This is a genomic window from Corynebacterium durum (assembly GCF_030408675.1).
Taxonomy (GTDB): domain Bacteria; phylum Actinomycetota; class Actinomycetes; order Mycobacteriales; family Mycobacteriaceae; genus Corynebacterium; species Corynebacterium durum.
This window is the reverse complement of sequence record NZ_CP047200.1, coordinates 2,291,546-2,315,162: the sequence shown is the minus strand read 5'-3', so window position 1 is coordinate 2,315,162 and position 23,617 is coordinate 2,291,546. Positions and strand designations below refer to the sequence as shown.

Here is a 23,617-nt window from a genome sequence, read left to right as displayed (position 1 = left end):
AGCTCACGCACCGTCAATATGCGCGCGAGCGAGGTCCACGAACAGCGCGTACTCGGCACCCTCAAAAGCGGCAGCGAAGTCATCGAGTGAGCCGATCCAGTCGCCGTGGGTGACGGTGTAGGAGCCATCGGGGCAACGGGTGAGCTGGGCGTTCTCACCAGCACGCCCAAGTGGGGTGACAATAAGGAAGTGGGAGGGGTGGGAGAGGTCAGCGTCTTCGATCCAGGCGCGGCCGTCGATGGTGATGTCGCCGTGAACGTGAGCGCCGTATCCAACGCAGGCGTGACCGCAGATTGCGGCATTGCCGCTGACGCGGGCGGTTTCGTCGACGGTGGCGGATTCGTAAATTCGGGCGTTTTCACTGACCAGTGCAGCACCGGTGATGGTGGCGTCATCGTAGGCTTGGGCGTCGTCAGTAATCCAGCCGTTGAGGGTAAGCCGGTCGGGGGAATCCACCCAGCCGCCGATGTCCCCGGCGTGCACTCCGTGGGCGGGAATGTCGTAGGCAGCGCGGACGCGGTGGAGGAGCACGCCGAGGTCGTTGAGCATGGTGTCTTCAGTAAGGTGGTGTTTCATTGTTGTTACTGTACTCGGCGCTGATGTCGCTTCTGCGTTTATAGTGGGGGCATGAGTATCCCCGCTTGGATGTTGCTTGGTTTTCTGTCTGGTGCGATTGCAAAGATGGTGATGCCTGGGGAACAGCGCGGTGGGATCATTCTCACCATGCTGTTGGGCATTATCGGCTCGATGGTTGGCGGCTACCTCGGCTCGATGTTTTTCAATGTGGACCTCAACCAGGGGTTCTTTGATCTCAGCACGTGGGCCAGCGCTGTGGGTGGAGCGTTGGTGGTGCTGACGGTGTATGGCTTTATTACGGGGTCGCGGCGTCGTTAAGCGCGCCACCACGTGTCGAAGGGCGTGATGGGCAGGTGGCGTTTGTGTTCACCGACCCGCCACAGGTGTTCGAGGCGGGTGCGGGCGGCGTCGGTAAGCGGTTGGTCGGTTTCCAGGTAGGTGTCGATGTCGGTGTAGCTGACGCCCAGGGCTTCTTCGTCGGGTAACGACGGCCGCGTGTCCTCAAGGTCGGCGGTGGGCACCTTCGCCCAGGTGGATTCGGGTGCGCCGAGTTCGCTGAGTAGTGCAGCCCCCTGGCTTTTGGTTAGGCCCGCGAGCGGCAGGATGTCGGCACCGCCGTCGCCGAACTTGGTGAAAAAGCCGGTGATGTTTTCTGCCGCGTGGTCGGTACCAATGACCGCCAGGCCGTACTCACCGGCGACGGCGTACTGCGCGATCATGCGCTGGCGGGCCTTGACATTCCCGCGGTTGAAATCGGTGAGGTCGTCACGCCCGAGCGCAGCGGCAACGGCGTCGTCGATGGCATCAGTGGCTTCCTTGATGTTAATAACGATGCTGCGGTCGGGCTGGATGAAGCGGAGCGCGGTTTGGGCGTCGTCTTCGTCTACTTGGGTTCCATAGGGGAGGCGCACGGCCCAGAACTCTGCGTCGACCTGTTGTGCGCGTACTTTTTCTACGGCGAGTTGTGCGAGGCGGCCCGCAAGGGTGGAGTCTTGGCCGCCGGAAATGCCCAGCACATATCCCTTGAGTCCGGTGTGGAGCAGGTAGTCCGCGAGGAAGTCCACACGCGTGGTTATCTCGTGCTGCGGATTGATGGTGGGGGAGACGTTGAGGCTGCTCTGGATGTGGGTGCGGAGGTCCGTGCTGTGCTGTTTATCCATGACAATTATGGTAATGGAGTGCGACAATCTGGTTTGTTAAAACGGGGTCGATACGATAACATGGTCCCTCGTGTCATAGCTGGGCTATGCGTTAAGGAACTGTAAGCGAAAAATTACACGCGGCGTGTGGTGATGTGCGCCGCTGTACGCGCATGAGAGAAAGGAGCGCCCGATGAAGGTCCGTAAGTCCCTTCGGTCGCTGAAGAATAAGCCGGGCGCCCAGATCGTGCGTCGTCGTGGCAAGGTCTACGTGATCAACAAGAAGGAGCCCCGGTTCAAGGCTCGTCAGGGCTAAACCACCGGGAGTTGGAAGCCGCTCGCCGTCATGGTGGGCGGTTTTTTGTTGCGGCTGTGGGGGTTTTCTTCGGGTGGTTTTAGGTGCTCTTTAGGTGAAGAAAGCGCTGCTCAGGATGGGTGTAGCAGCTGCTTGAATGCGATTTGACAAAAGTGGATTCTTTTGAATTACACGTGTGGAACTTCTTCGGAGCGCATGGCGCTGCGAGTGTGCTTTTTTGGGGTGAAGTACGGGTTGAGGGTTTGGCGACCTGCGCACTTGTCATCAAATATGTGTCAAACGACACATTTTGACCGCGCAGCGGGGTGAGGGGCGCAATGTGGGCGAGCAGGGATATTAGGGGGTGTGAAGCGGGCAAATTTCATCGTTGTAATCACATCGCACGCAAAACCAGGCTAGATATAGTGGCCAGATTGCGCGGTTTGCTGGGAATACTCACGATGTAACTACTATATGTAGTGCTAGTTGAATTAGATAGGCACAAAGTATAGTGTTTCTTCATGTGATCCAGTGGCCGCCAGGAGCGGCCACTGGGGGCAACACGCAAGAAGAGCAAACCGCAAACAGATGAGGGAAGAACATGGCTATCACCGTCTACAGCAAGCCCGCCTGCATGCAGTGCACCGCAACCAAAAAGGCCCTGGACCGTGCTGGCTTGGACTACACCCTCGTAGACATCAGCATGGACGATGAAGCCCGCGACTATGTTCTGGCCCTCGGATACCTCCAGGCGCCCGTTGTTGAAGCCAACGGCGAGCACTGGTCCGGCTTCCGCCCCGAGCGCATCCGCAGCCTCGTTGCGGCTGTTGCCTAACTAACGCGGCTTCACGATGCCCCGTCAAGGAGGCGTTTCCAGTCGCCCATACCGTTGCATACGTGGGCGGCTTTTTTCATGCCACACAGACGAACGGACGATACAAGATGCTTGTGGTGTATTTTTCCTCGGCAACGGGAAACACCCATCGCTTTGTGACCAAGCTGGGACTGCCCTCCGCGCGCATTCCGCTGCATCGGAACGATCCTCCGCTCGTCGTGGATGAACCCTACGTGCTGGTCTGTCCCACCTACGGGGGAGGGGCCTCCATATCCGGCAACGAACCCCGTCCGGTACCAGGGCAAGTTATTCGTTTCCTCAACAATGAACACAACCGCAGCCTCATCCGCGCGGTCGTGTCCTCGGGGAACACCAACTTTGGTACCGACTACGGCAAAGCAGGCGACGTGATAGCCGCCAAAACGGGAGTCCCGTACGTGTACCGTTTTGAACTGCTCGGAACCGACGAAGACGTGCGCATCCTGCGCGCCGGACTGCTGGACAACGCAGAAAAACTAGGATTAAACCGTAACCCACATGACGACGCCGCGGGAGACGCGGGCGTCGATACGCGCGGATAGCGCACACATACTTCTATTGGAAAGGCTGCAGACGTTGAGCGAGACCATGGCAGAGCGTGAAGAACTGGACTACCACGCACTGAATGCCCTGTTAAACCTGTGGGATGACAACGGCAACATCCAATTTGATAAGGATCGTCAAGCGGCCAACCAATTCTTCCTCCAGCACGTCAACCAAAACACCGTGTTCTTCCACGACCTGGAGGAAAAATTCCACTACCTGCTGAGCAACAACTACTACGAACAAGAGGTTGTTGACCAGTACTCCTTCGACTTCATCAAATCTCTGTTCAAGCGCGCCTACGCCAAGAAATTCCGGTTCCCCACCTTCCTTGGGGCCTACAAGTACTACACCTCGTACACCCTGCAAACCTTCGACGGCCGACGCTACCTCGAACGCTACGAAGATCGCGTCTGCATGGTTGCCCTCACGCTCGCGGCGGGTGACACCAAGCTTGCCGAGAGCCTTGTCGACGAAATCATGAGCGGACGCTTCCAGCCCGCCACTCCCACCTTCCTCAACTCCGGCAAAGCCCAGCGCGGCGAACCCGTCTCCTGCTTCCTGCTGCGCATTGAAGACAACATGGAATCCATCGGGCGCGCCATCAACTCCGCGCTACAGCTTTCCAAACGTGGCGGCGGTGTGGCTCTGCTGCTCAGCAACCTCCGCGAAGCCGGAGCGCCCATCAAGCGCATTGAAAACCAGTCGTCCGGCGTCATCCCCGTGATGAAGCTCCTCGAAGACTCCTTCTCCTACGCCAACCAACTCGGCGCGCGCCAGGGTGCGGGAGCCGTCTACCTCAGCGCCCACCACCCGGACATCATGAAGTTCCTGGACACCAAGCGCGAAAACGCGGACGAAAAAATCCGCATCAAAACCCTGTCGTTGGGCGTAGTTATTCCCGACATCACCTTCGAACTGGCCAAACGCAACGACGACATGTACCTGTTCTCCCCCTACGATGTCGAACGCGTCTACGGCAAACCCTTCGCCGACGTCTCCGTCACCGAACACTACAACGAGATGGTGGAAGACGACCGCATCCGCAAAACCAAAATCAACGCGCGCCAATTCTTCCAAACCCTCGCCGAGATCCAATTTGAATCCGGCTACCCCTACATCATGTTTGAAGACACGGTGAACAAAGCCAACCCCATCGCAGGCCGCATCACCCACTCCAACCTTTGCTCCGAGATCCTGCAAATCTCCACCCCCTCGGAATTCAACGCGGACCTCACCTACGCCAAAGTCGGTGAAGACATCTCCTGCAACCTCGGCTCCCTCAACATCGCCAAAGCCGTCGACTCCCCAGACTTCTCCCGCACCATCGAAACCTCCATCCGCGGGCTCACCGCCGTATCCGAACAAACCTCGCTCGACTCCGTGCCCTCCATCCGCAAGGGTAACGACGCCGCGCACGCCATCGGGCTCGGCCAAATGAACCTGCACGGATTCTTCGGGCGCGAACACATCCACTACGGATCAGAAGAAGGACTCGACTTCACCAACGCCTACTTTGCGGCCGTCATGTACGAATGCATCAAAGCATCCTGCGCAATCGCCCAGGAACGCGGCGCTGTTTTCGAAGGATTCGAAGACTCCGACTATGCCAACGGGACATTCTTCGACCGTTACGACCCCGCCGAGTTTGTGCCCCGCACCGACAAGGTCAAAGAAATCTTCGCGCGGTCCAGTATCCACACGCCCACCGCAGAAGAATGGGCAGAACTCAAAGAAAAGGTGGCCAAACATGGCATGTTTAACCGCTACCTTCAGGCGGTGCCACCAACCGGGTCGATCTCCTACATCAACAATTCGACCTCATCCATCCACCCCATCGCCTCCCGGATAGAAATCCGCAAGGAAGGCAAAATCGGGCGCGTCTACTACCCGGCACCCTACATGACCAACGACAATCTCGACTATTACCAAGATGCCTACGACATCGGGTACGAGAAAATCATTGACACCTACGCCGTGGCCACCCGCTACGTTGACCAGGGGCTATCCCTCACCCTGTTCTTCAAAGACACCGCCACCACTCGCGACATCAACCGCGCTCAAATCTACGCCTGGCGCAAAGGCATCAAAACCATCTACTACATCCGCCTCCGGCAAACTGCCCTGGAGGGGACTGAGGTAGAAGGCTGTGTGAGCTGCACATTGTAGGTTTTGGGGGTCTGGGGTGCGGCTGGAAAATGTATAGTGCTGGCTCACCACACTGTCGCTTGTGGTGAGCCAGCACTATTGGTCGACTCTAGGAGGCGGGAGTGAGTACTGCGAGGCTTTCGCGGGCTTCGCTGACAAGCATGCGAGCGTAGTCCTCGGCGGCGAGGCTTTCACCAGAAGCGATGGCGGCTGCCAGGCGTTCGTGGTGGTCGAGCGCTTCGTCAGCGGGATGGTTGGGTTGCAGTCCCAATTGCGCGCGTCCGGTCAGCACCGTTGCCACGGTGGAGGCGAGGGATGCGAACATCTCGTTGCGAGATGAGGTCAAGATGAGGGTGTGGAATTCGATGTCGGCGTCGAGGAAGTCGGGGGAGTTGCCCATGCCACTGCGGCCGAGGTCGCAAATCAGGGTGGAGAGTTCCACGAGCCGTGTGCGTTCCTCAGGGTTGGCGTTGTTGGCGGCTGCGCGGGCTGCGATGGGTTCGACGGCTATGCGTAGTTGGGTGAGTGAATGGAGCTGGAGATCGCGTTCTTGGGGCGTCTCTAGGCGCCACGCGATGACGGATTTATCGAATACAGCCCAGTCTTTCTTCTCCAGCACTGTGATGCCAACGCGTCGGGAAGCATGAACAAGGTTAAGTTGTTCAAGGGCTCGCATTACTTCGCGGGCAACGGTGCGTGAGATTCCAAACCGGGTACACAGGTCCTGCAGGGTGAAACGTTGCCCTGCGGGAATTTTCCCGCTGATGATCTCGGTGCCGAGTTCCTTCAGGACTGGGTCGAGAAGCGGGGTGGGGGAAGTCGGAGTGTAGGTCACTGTAGTTCCTTGCGATCCAGATGTACGGTTGGAAGTGCTCACTGCTATTTCTAGCATATCTTTACCCTAATTCTCAGTATTGTGTAAGGAAAGTGTCGCAGTCTTGAACAGTAGTTATGGAAAAGTGGGGGTGCCCATGTCGTTGACCTGCAGCTTTTCTGAAGCTCTGGGGTAGCGAGTGTCCTAAAAAAGATCACACCTAGTAAAAAGTGTGATGTATATCATTTAAAATAGGTATGTGTCGTGCCGAGAAAGGGTGGCATGAAACCAGTGCATTATGTGGTCATGGGGGTATCGGGCAGCGGGAAAAGTGCTGTTGCGGCGCGGTTGGGCGCGCATTTAGATCTAGCAGCTGTAGACGCAGATGATCTTCACCCGGAAACTAACATAACCAAAATGGCTGCATGTGTGCCGCTGACTGATGCGGACCGTGTGCCGTGGCTCGAATCCTTGGCACGGTGGATGGATGCAGCGGGCAGCTCTGTGGTGGCTTGCTCTGCTCTCAAGCGCAGTTATCGCGATATTCTGCGCCGTGCGCAGGGGGATGTGGTGTTTATTCATCTTGTTGCGCCGCGCGCGCTCATCGCGAGCCGAATGGAAGCGCGTATCGGGCATTTCATGCCCCCGCTCTTGTTGGATTCTCAACTAGATGCACTCGAACCATTAGAGGCGGATGAGCGGGGGATAGTAGTGGAGAATACGGCCGTCATCCAGCATGTTGTGGACGCAGTACTGGCCTGGATAGGCAAAAACCCGGCTTACGCTGATAAGCCGGGTTAGATCGGATTAGATAAAGGGGGACAAATTAGTCGTCGGAATCCTCGCGTGCGCCGAGTTCTGCGTCCATGCGGAGCAGGCCGGAGCCATCGTTTGCGACCATGCGCAGACGGTCAAGAATTTCCTTGACGGTGGATTCTTCCTCGATCTGCTCTTGGAGGAAGGTGTCCAGAAGCGGGCGGGAATCAAAGTCGCTCTCGTTCTGGGCGGTGGCAGCCAGGTCGCGGATCATGCCGGAGATCTTCTGCTCGTGAGCCAGGGAGGCCTCGAAAGCTTCGATGGCGTTGGTGACCTTCAGTGCGGGGGAGTTGATGGTGCCAATCTGGGGAGTGGCATCGCGGTCCAGCATGTGATCAGCGAACTGCTGTGCGTGGGTCAGTTCCTCTTCGGACTGGGTTTTCATCCAGTCGCGCATGCCCACCAGCCCGAGGTCGTCGAGAATGTAGGAGAGCTGGAGGTAGACCAGGGAGGCTTCGAGTTCTGCGGTTACTTGCTGGTTGAACGCTTCTGCGAGTGTGTCACTGAGTTTCATAGCCATGAGTCTACAATGCCATCAATCGACTTATGCTTGCCTAACTCGCTGGTAGGGGCCATTTTGGTCGTATTTTTCGGTATGGTTTGGCTTGCGTTACTTGACAAAATGAACATTGCTCATCCGTAGAACGCGTCTCTGCGTGATTAATGCGATGAGCGTCTAAATAAACTGCTTGTAACAGGTTTAGGTTATGGACATAGCTGCGGAAGGCGGGGCGTCGATAAGCATTGAGGAGAATGGCGGGAAGCAGCGGCAGTAGACGGAGGGGTGTGTTGAATATCACGGTAAAAAATGGTGGTAGTGTGGCGGATTGAATGTTTTGCACACGAGGAGACAAAGACTGTGACGGCAAAAAAGCTCACTGCTGCAACCCCTGCGCATCGCGAAAGCCATCCCGAATCGCGCAACAGCCCCATCAGCGCCATTAACTGGAATACCATTCCAGACGAAAAAGACCTTGAGGTCTGGGACCGACTCACCGGAAACTTCTGGCTCCCCGAAAAAGTGCCGCTGTCCAACGACATCAAAAGCTGGAACACCCTCAACGCCCTCGAACAAGAAACAACCATGCGGGTGTTCACGGGGCTGACCATGCTCGATACCATTCAGGGAACCGTCGGTGCGGTGTCGCTGATTCCCGACGCCCTGACACCTCATGAAGAAGCTGTGCTCACCAACATTGCCTTCATGGAATCCGTGCACGCGAAAAGTTACTCCTCTATATTTATGACGCTCGCGTCCACACCCGAGATCAACGACGCGTTCCGCTGGTCCGAAGAAAACGAGAACCTGCAGAAAAAAGCCGAGATCATCCTCAGCTACTACGAAGGCGACGCCCCCCTCAAGCGCAAAGTCGCCTCCACGCTGCTCGAATCCTTCCTCTTCTACTCCGGCTTCTACCTGCCCATGCACTGGTCAAGCCACGCGAAGCTCACCAACACCGCCGATGTGATCCGCCTGATCATCCGCGACGAAGCCGTCCACGGCTACTACATCGGCTACAAATACCAAAAAGGGCTCGAAGCGCTCACCGAGGCCGAGCGCGAGGAAATGAAGGAATACACCTTCGAGCTCCTCTACGACCTCTACGAAAACGAAACCCAATACACCGAAGACCTCTACGACGAGCTGGGGTGGACCGAAGACGTCAAACGCTTCCTCCGCTACAACGCCAACAAGGCTCTGAACAACCTTGGCTACGAAGGGCTGTTCCCCGCCGACGACACCCGCGTCTCCCCGGCAATCCTCTCCGCGCTGTCACCTAGCTCTGATGAAAACCATGACTTCTTCTCCGGCTCCGGTTCCTCCTATGTGATCGGCAAAGCTGAAGCCACCGAAGACGACGACTGGGACTTCTAGGGAAGTAAATACAGATGAAGATTCTTGTACCTGGCGCTACGGGGACTGTCGGGCGTTCGGTTGTTGAGCAAGCGCTATCACGTGGTCATGATGTGATTGCTGTGGCTAGAACTCCAGAAAAACTGGAGATAAGCCACGAGCGACTAACAAAGGCCGCAGTGGACATTCTTGATGTCGATGCGTTAACTCCCTGGCTTGAAGGGGTCGATGCGGTTGTGAGCACCGTTGGTGTTGGAACAGCTAACACTCCCACGCAGCTGTACTCCGCTGGCACTAAGAATCTTCTTGCAGCAATGGGGCACCATGGTGTTGAACGGCTGGTTGTCATTTCATCTGAAGTGGCTGAACACTGGGCGCACCAAGGGCTGTTAAAACTATGGATTGTTCTGCCCCTACTGCAGCACTTTCTCGGTGCTACTTATGACGACATGCGGCGCATGGATATTGTGCTCTGGGAAAGTGATGCTAGGTGGACCGCAATAAGGGCACCTCGAATTCAGCCCGTTCGGCCTGGAAAAGCGAAAAATCGGTACCGCCTGAGCGCCTCAGCGCCCGTACCTCGCGGGTGGATGATCACTGCCCCAGATATGGCTACTGCGCTCCTTGATATTGTGGAGCGTAACGACCTTAACCGCCGCCACGTTTACGTAGCCAACTAGGGTGACCCTGGAATCTTCATCCGCACATCTCGTGCCCTGCGCCCTGTCGCTTCGCGCTTTTCAGGGGAGGGGTGCTAGTAACGGTGCGCAGGGGTCAACCTTGGGTTTAACCCGTGTGGGGGGAGCGGGATTAGTGGAATGATCATCTTCTCACCCCTGCAGTGCCAGCCTCGAAAGTGTTTCCTGTCACAGATAGGGAGGAAATATGAAGCTCAATCGTGTGCAACACCCCCAAGAACGGCTAGTGGCGGGCATTCGTTACGAAAAAACAACAATGTAGAAGGTGGGCTTTCCTGCCGTAAAGATGGAAAAACGCAGTACGGTTCCACTAACATCAATACAGCATAAAACTTGGGTAACTCTGCGCACACAGTGTCTGTGCATGTGCAGCGTTATCGCGTAGTCAGGAGGAACCTATGACAGCTGTAGTGCCTAAGGGCGACCACGAGGTCGCACCTGCACGGCCTGCACCTACCGGGTCAGGCCGCAAGGGTAGCCTGGCCTGGAAAATGCTCACCACAACTGACCATAAGATGCTGGGCCTGATGTACATCATTATGGCCTTCTGCTTCTTCTTCCTTGGTGGCTTCATGGCCCTACTCATCCGCGCCGAACTGTTCAGCCCCGGCTTGCAGTACCTGTCCAACGAGCAGTTCAACCAGCTATTTACCATGCACGGCACCGTGATGCTGCTGCTGTACGGCACTCCCGTGGTATGGGGCTTTGCTAACTACGTCATGCCGTTGCAGATCGGCGCACCCGACGTTGCCTTCCCCCGGCTGAACGCATTTGGCTTCTGGCTCACCGCCGTGGGCGGCATTTTGATGCTGTCGGGCTTCTTCACCCCTGGTGGTGCCGCCGACTTCGGCTGGACCATGTACTCGCCGCTCTCGGACTCCATCCACTCCCCAGGCGTTGGCTCTGACATGTGGATTCTCGGCGTGGGTGTCGGTGGTATCGGTACCATCGTCTCCGCCATCAACATGATCACGACCATCCTGTGCCTGCGCGCGCCGGGCATGACCATGTTCCGCCTGCCGATCTTCACCTGGAACATCTTTGTTACCTCTATCTTGGCGCTGCTGATCTTCCCGATGCTCACCGCCGCCGCTTTGGGAGTGCTGTACGACCGCAAGCTGGGCGGCCACATTTACGACCCCGCCAACGGTGGTGCCGTCCTGTGGCAGCACCTGTTCTGGTTCTTTGGGCACCCCGAGGTGTATGTCCTGGCTCTGCCGTTCTTCGGCATTGTGTCTGAGATCGTCCCCGTGTTCTCCCGTAAGCCGATGTTCGGCTACGCGGGCCTGGTGTTTGCAACGCTGTCCATCGCTACGCTGTCGATGGCAGTGTGGGCGCACCACATGTTCGTCACCGGCGCTATCCTGCTGCCGTTCTTCTCCTTCATGACGTTCCTGATTTCGGTTCCCACCGGCGTGAAGTTCTTCAACTGGCTGGGCACGATGTGGCGCGGACACCTCACATGGGAAACCCCCATGATTTTCGCCTTCGGTTTCATGGTGTCCTTCCTGTTCGGTGGCCTGACCGGCGTCATGATGGCCTCCCCGCCGCTGGACTTCCACATCTCTGACACCTACTTCATTGTTGCTCACTTCCACTACACCCTGTTTGGCACCATCGTGTTCGCCTCCTACGGTGGCGTGTACTTCTGGTTCCCGAAGATGACGGGCCGTATGCTGGACGAGCGCCTGGGCAAGATCCACTTCTGGATGACCTTCCTGGGCTTCCACGGCACCTTCCTGATCCAGCACTGGCTGGGTAACATGGGTATGCCGCGTCGTTATGCCGACTACCTTGAATCCGATGGGTTCACCCTGTTCAACCAGATTTCCACTATCGCCGCCTTCATTCTGGGCGCGTCTGTGATCCCGTTCATCTGGAATATCTTCAAGTCTTGGCGCTACGGCGAGGTCGTCACTGTGGACGATCCGTGGGGCTACGGCAACTCCTTGGAATGGGCAACATCCTGCCCGCCGCCGCGCCACAACTTCGTGTCGCTGCCGCGTATCCGTTCCGAGCGCCCCGCCTTCGAGCTGCACTATCCGCACATGGTGGAGCGCATGCGCGCTGAGGCGCACGTCGGCAGGCACTAGGTTCGCCCACAAGGGTTTGCCTGCTCTTGCTACGCACACATCACCCCCGGTTGGTTGGTCCGACCGGGGGTGATGTCGTATCTGCCGTGATGATCGTGAGACAATGACGCTCGTGACCGAAACGACCGACACCATGCACGACATTACGGTAAACCTCACCCCGGGCCTTAGCCCAGCGGTGATCACAGTGGCGGGTGCGGACCGCCCAGGCGTCTCCGGCGCATTCTTCCGCGTGTTATCCGCGTACCGCGTCCAGCTTTTGGACGTGGAACAGTCACTGTTTAGGGGGCGACTCAATCTTGCGGCCCTGGTGGGCATCAATGCCGACCGCGCTGACACCCTCACCGAAGGGCTGACCGAAACCCTCAAAGCATACGGTCAGAAAGTCACTGTGGAACTTAAAGGTGACCTGCACTTTGCACGCCCCTTATCGACGCACGCGGTGGTTGTTCTCGGTGCCCCAGTCACTGCCTCACACATCTCCCGTATCGGTCAAACACTGGCCGACTACGGTGCCAACATTGACACCATCCGTGGTATTGCCGACTATCCAGTGACCGGCCTGGAACTGAAAGTTACCGTTGCTGACCCCAAACCGGGCGGTGGTGTGGCGCTGCGTAAAGCATTGGCGGAACTCACCCGTGAGATTGGGGTGGATATTGCGATTGAGCGCGCGGGGCTGGTGCGCCGCTCAAAGCGCCTGATCTGCTTTGACTGCGATTCCACGTTGATCACTGGTGAAGTGATTGAAATGCTCGCCTCCTACGCGGGCAAAGAAGCCGAGGTGGCTGCGGTGACCGAACGTGCTATGCGTGGCGAACTGGATTTTGAGCAGTCGTTGCGGGAGCGTGTGGCCACACTGAAAGGCTTGGACGTGTCCGTGATTGACCAGGTTGCTAATGCCATTCAGCTGACTCCCGGCGCACGCACCACCATCCGTACGTTGAAGCGTATGGGGTATAAGACGGCAGTGGTATCTGGGGGTTTTATCCAGGTCCTAGAGGGATTGTCGCAGGAGCTGGAATTGGATTACACTCGCGCCAACACGCTGGAAATTGTGGACGGGAAACTCACTGGCCGGGTGATCGGCAAGGTGGTGGACCGCGCGGCGAAGGCAGAGTTTTTGACGGAGTTTGCTGAGGATTCCGGCATGCAGCTGCATCAGACCGTGGCCGTGGGCGATGGTGCCAATGACATTGACATGCTTTCTGCGGCGGGGCTGGGTATCGCGTTTAACGCCAAGCCTGCGCTTCAGGAGGTCGCGGACGCCTCGGTGAACCATCCTTTCTTGGACGAAGTGCTATACATCCTGGGTATTTCCCGCGATGAGATTGACGAGGCGGACCTGGACGATGGGTCGTTCCGCCGCGTCCCCCTGGAGCAGTGATGGATCCCACGTTGCTGCTGAAAGCCCACGAGCGCCTGCAACGCTGCATGGCAGACGATCGTGACGGGGAAAACCCGGATGACCCGTCAACTGTGCAGTCCATGCCGATCATCCTGAACATTCCCAAGGTGAATCCACCGGCGAAAACGGACCTGCTAGAGGCTGCCGCCAAGGCCACGGTGGCGTGCTGTTTAGACGACCGTGCGGGCGGCGACACTGCCTACGCTGAGGCGTTACAAAGCTGGTATGGTGCGCGGATCCGCAAAATCGCTCGCCGTGCCCGCAATACCGCCTGGGATAATGTGCATGACGTGCCGGGGGTGACGGTGGAAAGCGGGACGGCGAAGGCGCGTGCATGCGTGCCCACGGCGGTCGTCGATACGCATCCGCTGGTGTCCCGACTGCAGATCGGTGGCACGGACCTGCCTGACGACGCCCCGGGTCCGCTGCGGCTGGACGTACCTACAGTATTTGCGCAGCGCGACCTGGGTATGACGCTGGGGAAGGCGGCGGCGCAGGTGGGGCATGGTGCGATGCTGCTGGCTGCGGCGATGCCGCCCGAGTGGGTGTTGCAGTGGGCTGAGCGCGGGTTTGACCTGCAGGTTCGTGAGATTTCTGCGGAGGAGTTTGACAAGCAGTGTGCGCGTGCTGACGCTGTGCCAGTCCGTGATGCCGGGTATACAGAGGTTGATCCGGGGTCGTTGACAGTGGTTGCTGTTCCCACTCCATAAATATAGCTATTGTGCAGCAAATTAATTGCGGTGTGTGGTCATATAAGCAGCGCGGTTTTTGACCTGCTGTTTTAGCTTTGAAACTGCCTAAATAGAGGGTTGGGGAGCGCTGTGGGAATCGCTGATTTTTAGTAAAAAAGTGTCATAGTGTTATAAGTTAAAATTTATGAACCCTCAAAGTTTTCCAACGCTAAATGCTTCAGATGTGATAAGTGTTGCATGGCGGCACTTCTCACGCCAGTGGGTGCCGTGGGTGCTGTCAATGCTTGCTCTGATGGCGTCCATCTTTGTGCTTTTCGCCGTGATGATGGTGATTGTTTTGGCAACGGCTACGACAAAGACCGAGACCACGACATTCAGCACGACGCAAACGACGGAACCCAGCGGTGTGGGCCTTGTGGCAATGGCGATCTTCTACATCCTTATGTGGGTTGTTGCCGTTGTCTACTCGATTAATAGCTATCGAAATGCCTTCCGCGTAACCCAAGGCGAGACCATTGCGGTGGGGGATTTCTTCAAGTTCTCAGGTCTGGCGACTCCGCTTATTGTGAGTATTCTCTGTGGAATCATTATCTATATAGGTATGTTGCTATTCGTCATCCCTGGTATCATCGCCATGTTTGCGCTGATGTATGTTCCTGTAGCGGCTGTCATCAATAACTCTACCGTGGGTAGGGCATTTTCTGAGGGGTTCGCGGCGTTCAAAAACAACATTGGGCAATCAATTCTCCTTGCTGTGCTCCTTGGTCTGATTGGCCTTGCAGGTTCTCTGGTATTGGGCATAGGTAACCTGGTGACGATTCCCCTAGCAAACATCGCATTGGTTGTTGGCTACCTCATGGTGACAGGGCGTAACCTTGTCGTAGCGAATTAGCGTCTAAGGTTATATGACTGTGAATAATCCTCAATCTTATCCTCAGCCCTATGGGCAACAGGCGTTTGGCCAGCAGCAGTCTGGTCAGATGGGCATCGAAACGCTGAACATGTCGGATGCACTGAGCATTGCATGGAATCACTTTACTAGGCAGTGGGTGCCGTGGGTGCTGTCCTCGGTGATCGTTGCTATTGCTTTTGGTGTTCCTTTTTTCATCATGTACTTCGCACTGTTGGGGTGGATCATCTCAATGGAGGAATCCGCAACCAGCTCTTCATACTCACGTTATGACAGCTACGACAGCTATAACAGCTACAACAACACCACCACCGAGCCTGCCTTCAACCCATTCGCCCTGGGTGGGATCTCTATAGCTTTCATGCTCATCATGGTCGTGGGCATGGTGCTGCTCGTGATCTTCACACTGAACTCCTACCGCAATGCCCTCCGCATGACCCAGGGCGAAGTGATCAAAACCACCGATTTCTTTAGGATCTCAGGTCTGGGCAAACCCTTCCTCGTGCAGATTGTGATGGGTATTGCCATTCTGCCAGTGGCGCTGCTTACGTTCGGATTAGGGGCCATTGTCTTGGTCATCATGTGGATGTACGTGATGGTTGCTGCCTTTGCCAACCCTAACGCCAGTATTGGCGAGATTTTTGGTGACGGTTTCAGGGCGTTTAAGAACAATATGGGACAATCGATCCTGCTGGTAGTTGTGTGTTACCTCATCAACCTCTTGGGTGGCGCGTTGGTGTTAGGCACGCTAGTGACTGCACCTCTTCAGATGATTGTCCTTGCAGTCGCCTACCGTATGTGCAAACAAATGCCCATCGTCTTGCCACAGGGCGTGGGCAGTCAGGACACACACGCAGGTGGATATGGCCCGGGCGCTCCTGGTTCACAAGCTCCCACTATGCAAGCTCCCGGCACACAGCCTTGGTACGACCCAACTGGTGGTACCCAGAGCGGATACAGCCAGCCTGGGTATGGCCAGCCAGGTTATAACCAAGCAGGCTATGGTCAAACAGGATATGGCCAGACCGGCTACCCGCAGCCTGGTGGAAACGCGCAGCAAGGCGGACAGCAGCCCCCGAACCAGGGCTATGGTTACGGTGTCCAGCAGGGCGGCAACGATCAAGGTGGAGGTCAACCTGGGACCGGTTGGCAACCATGGAATCAGCAGTAGCGGGAACGTCGACACTGAATGTCGCTGATGCCATCAGTATCGGGGTAAGGCATGTTGGTCAGCAGTGGATTCCGTGGGCGACGGCCATGGGAGCGGTGCTGTTTTTATCGCTGGTTCCCTTCATCACCCTGATTCCAATGTTCGGTGTTGTAGCTGCTGAGGACTTTTTTGACGTCCGCATACAAGAAGGCACGATACTTGGCTCGGCTTTTGCCTGGATCTTTTTCCTCCTGCTGTGCGCTAGCGCGGCTGCAGCCCTGGTTTTTTGGCTGAATTCCGTGCGCAATGCGTACCGACAGTGTCAGGGCGAGGTGATCACCATTGGGTCGTTTTTCGCCCTGCGTGGCCTGCTCACCCCGTTTTTCACTCTGCTGTCTGTGGTTGTGATTGTTGGCGTGGGTTTGGTGATGTTCGTGATCCCCGGCCTGATCGTTATGGTGCTGCTCATGTACGTCCCGTTCGCAGCAGCTGAGCCTGGCAGCACGATAGCGGAAGCGTTTGTTCGTGGCTGGCAGGCGTTTGTGGATAATCCAGGGAAGTCCATTGGCCTGTGGTTGCTCGTCGCCGTCGTGTATTGTGTTGCTAACTTTACCTATTTTGCCTTGTTACTGGTCTTTCCTGTCATCCAAGTCATCATGATGGTGGCGTACCTGATGTGTGTGCGACGCCCCATCGCGTTGGGTGTGATTCCGGCGGGGACCTAAGGCAGCCCTAACGCTACTGCGACTACACTGAAACCGGCTACGGGTAACACGCTACTCTGGCCGGTTTTTCATGTGATGTGAGGAGCGACAATGACGACGGAAGCGCCCAAGACTCAGAAGAAGCCTCGGAAGAAGCGCAAAAACACTGGTTGGGTTCCCGACCAGCATGGTGCGTGGGTAATGGTGACGGTTCCACTGCTGCTGGGCGTGGGTCTGGCTGGCCCGTCGTGGATTCATCTTCCGCTGGCCGTTGCGTGGATGACCGGCTATTTTGCGTTCTTCGCCCTGGGGCTGTGGGTGAAGGCTAGGGGTCCGCGTAAGGCCGCTTTTCGACGTCCCCTTGCCACTTACGGCGGTGTGTCTGCCGCGGCGTCGATAATCGTCGTGGCGATGCACCCGGCTGTGGTGCTGTGGGGCGTGGTGTTTGCTCCGCTGGTGGGGGTTGCTGTGTGGGAGATGTATCGGCGCAGGCCACGGTCGCTGCTGTCCGGGGAGGCGACGGTGCTGGCGAGTTGCGTGATGGTTCCGCTGGTGTCCAGCGTAGTGGGGGCGACCCTAGATGCGCGCCTGTGGACGATCACGGCGTTGGTGGCGTTGTATTTTGTGGGGACGATTCCCTACGTGAAAACGTTGATTCGTGAGCGCGGTGACCATGTGTGGTTTGTCGGCTCGGTGGTCTACCACTGCGTCGTTACGGCGGTTGCTGCAGCCCTATCGGCTGTTGGGTACGCGTCGTGGTGGAGCGTTGTGGTCTTCGCGGTGCTCGCTGTCAGGGCATGGTGGATGCCGTGGTCGGTGGCGCATCGCGGCAAAAAATGGACACCTAAGGTTGTGGGCCTGTGGGAAGGCGCGTCAACACTTGCCGTCGTCATTGTGGCATTGTTGAACAATTAAAAACGGAAATTCCGTACAGGCACCGGGGAACCCTGAGTGAATGCAGATTTCAATTGCGGGGAATTGTAAGCCTTCGGTGGCATTAGCTGGTGGTCACTGGCGATCTTGGCGTACACCACAACATCGTGAAAATCGCCACGAATATATTCGCTATCACGGGCCACGCCTTCAAATACGAAGCCATTTCTTTCCGCGACAGTGCGCGATGGTGTGTTATCCAGGGTGGCGCGAAGTTCAACCCGGTGAATATAGTTGTTAAATGCGTGATCCAGCACAAGTTGCAGCGCTTGTGTCATGGTGCCGCGCCGCCGCGCCCAGGGGGCTGTGTTGTAATCGGCAAGCACGTTGCGGTTCTTTTCCGACTGCAGCTTCAGCATAATATTCCCGGCGTAACGGCCTGGGTTGTCGGCAAGCTCAATCGCCCAGACCAGGCTTGATTGTGGCCTGCTGTGCTTGTTAATGAACTCCACTGCCATGGAACGGCTGTATTCAAGGGGAATGGGAGTAAAACGCTGCATTTGCGGATCTATGGCTGCCTCATAAACAGCATCTGCGTCTTCTATGCGCAAGGCGCGGAGCGCAACTCTCTCATTGGATAGCGGTGTGAACGGTATTGGCCAGGAAAAATCACTCATTGGCTCACCGTACAACAGAAAACCGGGCAAAAACAGACCTTGGTGGGGATAAATAAATCACCAGGGAATGACCGGGAAATTAGTGTACAAAAAGGTTTTATGCCACATTTTCGGCACCCCCAAAAGGGGGCGTGAGCTTCTCACTTGCGGCTAGAATATCGGTCGGTATCAATTTAGCTAGCAACCAATCTACGTAACGCCGCCGTCACAACAGCGATATCGCTTGTTGGCCACAATGCTGGCATAGAACTGCGCAAAAAACCACCATAACGTTTCGTAGCAAAACGGCTATCCAACACAGCCACCACACCACGATCCGTCACATGCCGCAGCAAACGCCCTGCGCCCTGCGCCATCAACAACGCCGCATGTGTGGCGGCAACCTCCATGAAACCATTCCGGCCCTCCGCGTCGGCAGCCTCCTTCCGGGCTTGCAGCAACGGATCATCAGGGCGCGGAAAAGGAATCCGGTCGATCACCACAAGGGAACACGAACTCCCCGGTACATCCACGCCCTGCCACAGCGACAACGTGCCAAACAGACAGGAATTCTCATCCTTGGCAAACTTGTCCACCAACACCCCAGTCGAATCATCACCCTGGCAGAAAATATCAAAAGGCAACCGCGCCCGCATCGCCTCCGTGGCCTGCACCGCCGCGCGTCGGGAGGAAAACAACCCCAGCGTGCGTCCACCGGCGGCAGTGATCAAGCTGGCCAGTTCGTCCAAGAACTCCTCCGACAGACCATCCCGCCCCGGCTGGGGAAGGTGGCGGGTGGAATACAAAATCCCCGACTTCGCCGGGTCAAACGGGGTGCCCGCATCCAGGCTGTCCCAGCTGCCTTTCGGCAAGCCCCAGCTGGCGGCCATGGCGTTGAAATTGCCGCCAATGGTAAGGGTCGCGCTGGCCAACACTACCGTGTTGTCGAGAAACAGTTGGCTGTGCAGCAGCCCAGCCACTGACAGTGGCGCCACCTTGAGGGAGTCCCCGCGACGGTCATCACGGGTCAGCCACACGACATCCCGCTGTTTGGCGGGATCATCCTCCGCGAACACTTCCAGCATGCGAATAATCGAATCGTGCAGTTCCTGCAGGTGTGCCGAGAGGGAAGTGCGTTCCGCGTTCTTCTCGGGATCATTGGTTCCCTCGCCATCCGGGGCGGTGGCAATGGCGAACCGCAGGGACGTCAGGGCGTCGGTAAGTGCGCGCAGCGGGGGTTGCACCTGCTCGGGGAGGGTTGTCCAGCGGCCGTCGTTGCAGGTACCCAGGGCGTCGTCGAGTTCCTTGGCAAGGTCGGTCACCTTCACGTCGTGATCCTTGGTGCCGCCCAGCTTCCCGGCGCGCTTGGCAGCCAGGGTGAGGGCGGTGACGGACAGGTCGGCGGTGGCGACGGCGGTGATGCGGCCGTCGAGTTCGTGGGCCTCGTCGATGATCACCACGTCATGCTCCGGGAGGATACTCACCTCGGAAAGGGCGTCAATGGCGAGCATGGCGTGGTTGGTGACCACCACATCCACCTTCTGGGCTTTGCGGCGGGCCTGTTCAGCGAAGCAATCCTCACCCTGCGGGCAGCGGGAAGACCCCAGGCATTCCCGAGAGGTGACGCTGACCTGCCGCCACGCGAGATCCGGCACGCCCGGGTTGAGGGTATCGCGGTCGCCGGTGTCGGTGTCATTCGCCCAGTCTGCTAGGCGCGCGACCTGTTTGCCTACCCAGGAGAGGTCTTCCTCTTCGATGAGAGCATCGGGGTCCTCGTCGCGGGCGAGTTTGTTGAGGCACAGGTAGTTGGACCGGCCTTTGAGAATGGCGAAGGTGGGGGCGCGCTCCAGCAGGGGTTCCAGGGCCTCGGCAAGCCGTGGGAGGTCGCGTTCCACCAGCTGGGTTTGCAAGGCGATGGTGGCGGTGGACACCACAACCGTGGTGCCGGTGGCCTGGGCGTGCCGAATAGCGGGGACCAGGTACGCCAGGGACTTGCCGGTGCCAGTTCCGGCCTGCACGGCCAGGTGTCGCTGAACATCCAGGGCGCGGGTCACTGCCTCCGCCATACGCTGCTGGCCCGTGCGGGGGCTGCCGCCGAGGGCTGCGACGGCGGCTTCCAGGAGCTCGGCGGTAGTGGGAAGTGCACTGAGTGGGCGGGTGGATTGGGATGAGCTCAACGCTGCGATAACCGCCTAAAACCCAATAAAGCGTGTGGCTAGTGCAGGCTCGTCACGGGAGAGTGCCAGTCCTTCCCAAGGCAGGGTGACCAGCTGGGCGGCCAGATACTCGCGGGATTCCTGCAAGCTGGGCAGGCCCTCCAGTACGGAGCCATTGCGCATGAGCGGCACCGTCAATTCGGTGGCCGTCAACGTGCCGATGGTGGGGATATCGTTGGCAAAGGGGTATACGACCTCTTCCACGGCGGTGCCAGTGTTGCGGCTGGTACGCACAGCGCGCTTTGCGCCGCCGTAGCTGGCCTTGTTGCGGGAGCGCTTAGCCACTGGGCGGCCTTCCACCTCCACCAGCTTATACACCATGCCCGCCGTCGGTGCGCCAGAACCGGTGACCAGTGACGTGCCCACACCGAACACATCGACCGGGTCGCCACGCAAACCGGCGATGGCAAATTCATCCAGATCAGACGACACCACAATCTTGGTGTTGTGCGCGCCCAAATCATCAAGCTGTTTGCGAACCTGCCTGGTCAGCACGCCCAAATCGCCCGAGTCGATGCGCACGCCCCCAAGCTCGGGTCCTGCCACCTTAATGGCCGTCTCCACGCCCTTGGTGATGTCATATGTATCCACCAGCAGGGTTGTAGAAATCCCGAGGGACTCCACCTGCGCGCGGAACGCCGTCTCCTCGTTCGGGGTGCCGTCCTCGTTGACGTGCACCAACGTCCATGCATGCGCGGCCGTGCCCGCCGCAGGAATGCCGTAGCGGTGCGCCGCCTCCAGGTTCGACGTCGCGTCAAAACCAGCCAGGTACGCCGCCCGCGACGCCGACACCGCCGCATACTCATGCGTGCGACGCGACCCCATCTCAATCAACGTGCGGCCATCGGCAGCCGTCACCATACGGGCAGCCGCCGAGGCTATCGCCGAATCCGAATTCATGATGGACAAAATCACTGTCTCCAGGATCACGCACTCGGCAAACGTGCCGCGCACCGTCAGGATCGGCGAATGCGGAAAATATAAATCCCCCTCGCGGTAACCATCAATATGGCCCGAAAAATGGTAATTCCGCAGGTAATCCAGCGTCGTGTCATCCAGGAACGACAAGTTGGCCAGCTGCTCTTCCGTAAACACGAAGTCCTGCACCGCGCGCAACACACGCGCCGTGCCCGCCACAACGCCGTATCGACGCTCGTTAGGCAACCGGCGGGCAAAAACCTCAAACGTACACGGGCGATGCGCCGTCCCATCCGCCAACGACGCCTGCAACATGGTCAACTCGTACTTATCCGTCAACAACGCACTTGACCGGTGCGGTACGTGCGGACTTTCGGCAGTCGAGGCGTCGATAAGCGAAGCGTCAGATGTGGTATCAGTGGTTTTTTTCGAAACGCCCTTCGGGGGGTGCGTCGTGGAATTCTCGGTGTTCACAAACACAAAGTCTAGCGAGTTTTCCCCTCAGAGGGAGGCAACCAGGTACCCCATAACCCAACAAACCACTACTGTTGGGGCTATGAGTTCACCCGCAGCTGTACCCGTTGAATCACAACAGGTCGAGGTAGTCACGAGCGAAAACCTCCCCTGGATGTGTATCGTCTGGGACGACCCAGTCAACCTGATGAGCTACGTCACTTACGTCTTCCACACCATCCTCGGCTACGACAAAAAACGCGCCCACGAGCTCATGATGCAAGTACACACTGAAGGAAAAGCTGTGGTCAGCACCGGCGAAAAAGACAAAGTTGAAGGCGATGTGAAAAAACTCCACACCGCCGGCCTCTGGGCAACCATGCAACAAGCAGGGTAGTCAATTGTAGTAAGGTACAACAGTGCAAGCCTGGAAACGCAAAAAAGCCCTCATGCGGGCACCCAAATTCACCACCACCTTCGAGCCCATGGAACGCGAAGTCCTGGGGGAACTTGCCGCCACCGTCGCCGAAGCTCTGATCCACCGCTGCCAATCCGTACCCAAGGATGAACTCGAAGAACTGACTGGCATTCGCAGCGGCCACAAAGAAGCCCCCATGGACCCCTCCCTCGCGCGGCTCCTCCCGGACTTCGAGCGCGCCGGGGACGAAGAATACGAGGGCGACAACTCCCTCCTGCGCTCCATCCACGAAAATGACATTTGCCGCAACAAGCTAGAAAACCTGCAAGTAATCACCGAAGCGCTCGGGCCGGACGGCAATGTGCAGGTGGTATTGGATGAAACGCAAGTGCATGCCTGGCTCGCCGCCATCAACGATATTCGCCTGTATATCGCCTCGGGAGAGATCCACAGCGGCATCGATGGTGGGGTAGCGGCGCGCGAGGATCAGGAAATGCTCGTACAATGGCTCGCTTATAACCAGGAGTCCTTATTGGAAGCACTAACACAGGAGAAGTATTCCGGGTGAACTACCAATACCAACAGCCCTACGCGAGCCAGCCTGGGGATGGTTACAGTCCCTTCGGTGGCGCTGGCGTGAACAGCGCCAGTGGATTCGGCGGTCTCGGCGGCAACCCGGGTGTTCCAGGCACCCCTGGCGCGCAACCAACGCAACGATGGCGGCAGGTTCAGGAGAACGGCCACACCAGGCTTTTTACTGGTGTGACCTTGGCCATCGGTTACGTCGTGTCCATCTGGCTCGTGTTCTTTATCAACACCGGCCTGGGCAACAGCCTCAGCTACTACGGCATCCACCCCCTGGACCTATCCTCAGTGTGGCACGTGGTCACCGCGCCGCTGTTGCACCTGAACCTGCAACACATCATGTCCAACACCGTGCCCGGCGCGATTTTCGTGTTCCTGATTGGGCTGTCCGGGAAGCGGACGTTTTGGGAAGTGACACTGTTCTCGCTGGTTGTGGGCGGCGCCGGCACGTGGCTGTTCGGCGGTGTGGGCACCAACCACATTGGTGCCTCTGGGCTGATCTACGGCTGGTTGGGCTACTTGGTTATCCGGGGTTTTGCTAACCGCAGCGTGTGGCAGATTGTTATGGGGCTGTTCCTGGCGTTTTCCTACTCAGGTTTGATTTGGGGCGTTCTGCCCACGGACACAGGTGTCAGCTGGCAGGGCCACCTGTTCGGTGGAATTGGGGGAGTGCTTGCCGGGATGGTTATTACCTCTGATGACCCACCGGAGACGCAGCAGCGCCGTGCTCAGGGGCTCACCGGGAGGTAGGGCAGCGTTAGTTACCTCTCGCTGGCAATAGGT

25 protein-coding genes are annotated in these 23,617 nt (G+C 57.7%); 18 read left to right on the top strand and 7 right to left on the bottom strand.

Features of this window, described 5'->3' with window-relative positions; translation table 11 throughout:
* Positions 1–3: 3 nt before the first annotated feature.
* Positions 4–576 (bottom strand): hypothetical protein, encoded by a 573-nt coding sequence (locus CDUR_RS10720; protein WP_179418202.1) that lies wholly within the window; start codon positions 574–576, stop codon positions 4–6.
* Between the two features lie 51 nt (positions 577–627).
* Between CDUR_RS10720 and CDUR_RS10715 the strand changes: the two genes are divergently transcribed.
* The gene (locus CDUR_RS10715; protein WP_040359546.1) at positions 628–894 is read left to right on the top strand and encodes a GlsB/YeaQ/YmgE family stress response membrane protein; all 267 of its coding nucleotides are present in this window, start codon (positions 628–630) and stop codon (positions 892–894) included.
* Here CDUR_RS10715 and nadE read toward each other — a convergent pair.
* Positions 891–1,736 carry an NAD(+) synthase gene (gene nadE / locus CDUR_RS10710; RefSeq protein WP_179418201.1) on the bottom strand — a complete coding sequence of 282 codons (846 nt, stop codon included), beginning with the start codon at positions 1,734–1,736 and terminating at the stop codon, positions 891–893. The genes CDUR_RS10715 and nadE overlap by 4 nt on opposite strands.
* A 172-nt stretch (positions 1,737–1,908) precedes the next feature.
* Here nadE and ykgO point away from each other — a divergent pair, with 172 nt between their 5' ends.
* The 4 genes from ykgO (at position 1,909) to nrdE (ending at position 5,596) form a co-directional block, all read left to right on the top strand.
* Complete coding sequence (ykgO, locus tag CDUR_RS10705) at positions 1,909–2,031, top strand: type B 50S ribosomal protein L36 (protein WP_006062992.1); 123 nt, start codon at positions 1,909–1,911, stop codon at positions 2,029–2,031.
* A 580-nt stretch (positions 2,032–2,611) separates the two neighbouring features.
* Positions 2,612–2,845, top strand: coding sequence for a glutaredoxin-like protein NrdH (gene nrdH, locus CDUR_RS10700; RefSeq protein WP_006062994.1), 234 nt, complete (start codon positions 2,612–2,614; stop codon positions 2,843–2,845).
* Positions 2,846–2,952: 107 nt separating this feature from the next.
* Positions 2,953–3,426, top strand: a complete 474-nt coding sequence (nrdI, locus tag CDUR_RS10695) for a class Ib ribonucleoside-diphosphate reductase assembly flavoprotein NrdI (RefSeq protein ID WP_060996088.1) — start codon at positions 2,953–2,955, stop codon at positions 3,424–3,426.
* A 46-nt stretch (positions 3,427–3,472) separates the two neighbouring features.
* Positions 3,473–5,596, top strand: coding sequence for a class 1b ribonucleoside-diphosphate reductase subunit alpha (gene nrdE, locus CDUR_RS10690; protein ID WP_051033940.1), 2,124 nt, complete (start codon positions 3,473–3,475; stop codon positions 5,594–5,596).
* 88 nt (positions 5,597–5,684) lie between these two features.
* On the opposite strand, the gene CDUR_RS10685 is transcribed toward nrdE, so the two are convergent.
* Positions 5,685–6,410 carry a FadR/GntR family transcriptional regulator gene (locus CDUR_RS10685; protein WP_179418200.1) on the bottom strand — a complete coding sequence of 242 codons (726 nt, stop codon included), beginning with the start codon at positions 6,408–6,410 and terminating at the stop codon, positions 5,685–5,687.
* Between the two features lie 261 nt (positions 6,411–6,671).
* On the opposite strand from CDUR_RS10685, the gene CDUR_RS10680 reads away from it, so the two are divergent.
* Complete coding sequence (locus CDUR_RS10680) at positions 6,672–7,190, top strand: gluconokinase (RefSeq protein ID WP_179418199.1); 519 nt, start codon at positions 6,672–6,674, stop codon at positions 7,188–7,190.
* A 25-nt stretch (positions 7,191–7,215) separates the two neighbouring features.
* On the opposite strand, the gene CDUR_RS10675 is transcribed toward CDUR_RS10680, so the two are convergent.
* On the bottom strand, positions 7,216–7,719 hold the full coding sequence (locus CDUR_RS10675; RefSeq protein ID WP_179418198.1) for a ferritin: 504 nt from the start codon (positions 7,717–7,719) through the stop codon (positions 7,216–7,218).
* Positions 7,720–8,013: 294 nt separating this feature from the next.
* On the opposite strand from CDUR_RS10675, the gene nrdF reads away from it, so the two are divergent.
* The 9 genes from nrdF to CDUR_RS10630 all read left to right on the top strand — a co-directional run bounded on the left by nrdF (position 8,014) and on the right by CDUR_RS10630 (position 17,630).
* Positions 8,014–9,081 (top strand): class 1b ribonucleoside-diphosphate reductase subunit beta, encoded by a 1,068-nt coding sequence (gene nrdF, locus CDUR_RS10670; protein ID WP_006063000.1) that lies wholly within the window; start codon positions 8,014–8,016, stop codon positions 9,079–9,081.
* A 14-nt stretch (positions 9,082–9,095) separates the two neighbouring features.
* Positions 9,096–9,740, top strand: coding sequence for an NAD(P)-dependent oxidoreductase (locus CDUR_RS10665; RefSeq protein WP_179418197.1), 645 nt, complete (start codon positions 9,096–9,098; stop codon positions 9,738–9,740).
* Between the two features lie 416 nt (positions 9,741–10,156).
* Positions 10,157–11,851, top strand: coding sequence for an aa3-type cytochrome oxidase subunit I (ctaD, locus tag CDUR_RS10660; protein WP_006063003.1), 1,695 nt, complete (start codon positions 10,157–10,159; stop codon positions 11,849–11,851).
* 103 nt (positions 11,852–11,954) lie between these two features.
* A complete protein-coding gene (gene serB, locus CDUR_RS10655; protein WP_179418196.1) occupies positions 11,955–13,238 on the top strand; it encodes a phosphoserine phosphatase SerB in 1,284 nt (427 codons plus the stop codon).
* Complete coding sequence (locus tag CDUR_RS10650; protein WP_179418195.1) at positions 13,238–13,969, top strand: aminoacyl-tRNA hydrolase; 732 nt, start codon at positions 13,238–13,240, stop codon at positions 13,967–13,969. Before serB ends, CDUR_RS10650 begins: the two co-directional genes overlap by 1 nt.
* Before the next feature lie 274 nt (positions 13,970–14,243).
* Entirely contained in the window at positions 14,244–14,843 is a 600-nt protein-coding gene (locus CDUR_RS10645; protein WP_290207553.1) for a hypothetical protein, read from the top strand.
* A 19-nt stretch (positions 14,844–14,862) separates the two neighbouring features.
* Positions 14,863–16,032, top strand: coding sequence for a hypothetical protein (locus CDUR_RS10640; RefSeq protein WP_179417162.1), 1,170 nt, complete (start codon positions 14,863–14,865; stop codon positions 16,030–16,032).
* Positions 16,017–16,736 (top strand): hypothetical protein, encoded by a 720-nt coding sequence (locus CDUR_RS10635; RefSeq protein WP_179418193.1) that lies wholly within the window; start codon positions 16,017–16,019, stop codon positions 16,734–16,736. The genes CDUR_RS10640 and CDUR_RS10635 overlap by 16 nt, the downstream gene beginning before the upstream one ends.
* A gap of 90 nt (positions 16,737–16,826) precedes the next feature.
* The gene (locus CDUR_RS10630) at positions 16,827–17,630 is read left to right on the top strand and encodes a YwiC-like family protein (RefSeq protein ID WP_179418192.1); all 804 of its coding nucleotides are present in this window, start codon (positions 16,827–16,829) and stop codon (positions 17,628–17,630) included.
* Here the strand turns inward: CDUR_RS10630 and CDUR_RS10625 are convergent.
* The 3 genes from CDUR_RS10625 to CDUR_RS10615 form a co-directional block, all read right to left on the bottom strand.
* Positions 17,627–18,265 carry a GNAT family N-acetyltransferase gene (locus CDUR_RS10625; RefSeq protein WP_179418191.1) on the bottom strand — a complete coding sequence of 213 codons (639 nt, stop codon included), beginning with the start codon at positions 18,263–18,265 and terminating at the stop codon, positions 17,627–17,629. The two genes, CDUR_RS10630 and CDUR_RS10625, sit on opposite strands and share 4 nt — an antisense overlap.
* A gap of 173 nt (positions 18,266–18,438) precedes the next feature.
* Positions 18,439–20,421: an ATP-dependent DNA helicase gene (locus tag CDUR_RS10620; protein ID WP_179418190.1), complete on the bottom strand. Its 1,983-nt coding sequence runs from the start codon at positions 20,419–20,421 to the stop codon at positions 18,439–18,441.
* A gap of 15 nt (positions 20,422–20,436) precedes the next feature.
* The gene (locus tag CDUR_RS10615) at positions 20,437–21,771 is read right to left on the bottom strand and encodes a nicotinate phosphoribosyltransferase (protein WP_179419117.1); all 1,335 of its coding nucleotides are present in this window, start codon (positions 21,769–21,771) and stop codon (positions 20,437–20,439) included.
* A gap of 163 nt (positions 21,772–21,934) precedes the next feature.
* Between CDUR_RS10615 and clpS the strand changes: the two genes are divergently transcribed.
* From clpS to CDUR_RS10600, 3 genes are read left to right on the top strand one after another with little or no spacing between them, the layout of a single operon-like run.
* Positions 21,935–22,228, top strand: a complete 294-nt coding sequence (gene clpS / locus CDUR_RS10610; protein ID WP_040359555.1) for an ATP-dependent Clp protease adapter ClpS — start codon at positions 21,935–21,937, stop codon at positions 22,226–22,228.
* Between the two features lie 22 nt (positions 22,229–22,250).
* A complete protein-coding gene (locus CDUR_RS10605; protein WP_179418189.1) occupies positions 22,251–22,817 on the top strand; it encodes a DUF2017 domain-containing protein in 567 nt (188 codons plus the stop codon).
* The gene (locus tag CDUR_RS10600; protein WP_179418188.1) at positions 22,814–23,584 is read left to right on the top strand and encodes a rhomboid family intramembrane serine protease; all 771 of its coding nucleotides are present in this window, start codon (positions 22,814–22,816) and stop codon (positions 23,582–23,584) included. Before CDUR_RS10605 ends, CDUR_RS10600 begins: the two co-directional genes overlap by 4 nt.
* Positions 23,585–23,617: the final 33 nt, after the last annotated feature.

What these genes read in the sequence shown, in the direction of transcription:
- CDUR_RS10665 (WP_179418197.1), top strand. Translation starts at nt 9,096, where the DNA reads ATGAAGATTCTTGTACCTGGCGCTACGGGGACTGTCGGGCGTTCGGTT.
- CDUR_RS10625 (WP_179418191.1), bottom strand. Translation starts at nt 18,265, where the DNA reads ATGAGTGATTTTTCCTGGCCAATACCGTTCACACCGCTATCCAATGAG.
- serB (WP_179418196.1), top strand. Translation starts at nt 11,955, where the DNA reads ATGACGCTCGTGACCGAAACGACCGACACCATGCACGACATTACGGTA.
- CDUR_RS10675 (WP_179418198.1), bottom strand. Translation starts at nt 7,719, where the DNA reads ATGAAACTCAGTGACACACTCGCAGAAGCGTTCAACCAGCAAGTAACC.
- nrdE (WP_051033940.1), top strand. Translation starts at nt 3,473, where the DNA reads ATGGCAGAGCGTGAAGAACTGGACTACCACGCACTGAATGCCCTGTTA.
- CDUR_RS10645 (WP_290207553.1), top strand. Translation starts at nt 14,244, where the DNA reads ATGGCGTCCATCTTTGTGCTTTTCGCCGTGATGATGGTGATTGTTTTG.
- ykgO (WP_006062992.1), top strand. Translation starts at nt 1,909, where the DNA reads ATGAAGGTCCGTAAGTCCCTTCGGTCGCTGAAGAATAAGCCGGGCGCC.
- CDUR_RS10630 (WP_179418192.1), top strand. Translation starts at nt 16,827, where the DNA reads ATGACGACGGAAGCGCCCAAGACTCAGAAGAAGCCTCGGAAGAAGCGC.
- nadE (WP_179418201.1), bottom strand. Translation starts at nt 1,736, where the DNA reads ATGGATAAACAGCACAGCACGGACCTCCGCACCCACATCCAGAGCAGC.
- CDUR_RS10715 (WP_040359546.1), top strand. Translation starts at nt 628, where the DNA reads ATGAGTATCCCCGCTTGGATGTTGCTTGGTTTTCTGTCTGGTGCGATT.
- CDUR_RS10650 (WP_179418195.1), top strand. Translation starts at nt 13,238, where the DNA reads ATGGATCCCACGTTGCTGCTGAAAGCCCACGAGCGCCTGCAACGCTGC.
- nrdI (WP_060996088.1), top strand. Translation starts at nt 2,953, where the DNA reads ATGCTTGTGGTGTATTTTTCCTCGGCAACGGGAAACACCCATCGCTTT.
- CDUR_RS10720 (WP_179418202.1), bottom strand. Translation starts at nt 576, where the DNA reads ATGAAACACCACCTTACTGAAGACACCATGCTCAACGACCTCGGCGTG.
- CDUR_RS10635 (WP_179418193.1), top strand. Translation starts at nt 16,017, where the DNA reads ATGGAATCAGCAGTAGCGGGAACGTCGACACTGAATGTCGCTGATGCC.
- nrdH (WP_006062994.1), top strand. Translation starts at nt 2,612, where the DNA reads ATGGCTATCACCGTCTACAGCAAGCCCGCCTGCATGCAGTGCACCGCA.
- ctaD (WP_006063003.1), top strand. Translation starts at nt 10,157, where the DNA reads ATGACAGCTGTAGTGCCTAAGGGCGACCACGAGGTCGCACCTGCACGG.
- CDUR_RS10680 (WP_179418199.1), top strand. Translation starts at nt 6,672, where the DNA reads ATGAAACCAGTGCATTATGTGGTCATGGGGGTATCGGGCAGCGGGAAA.
- clpS (WP_040359555.1), top strand. Translation starts at nt 21,935, where the DNA reads ATGAGTTCACCCGCAGCTGTACCCGTTGAATCACAACAGGTCGAGGTA.
- nrdF (WP_006063000.1), top strand. Translation starts at nt 8,014, where the DNA reads ATGGTGGTAGTGTGGCGGATTGAATGTTTTGCACACGAGGAGACAAAG.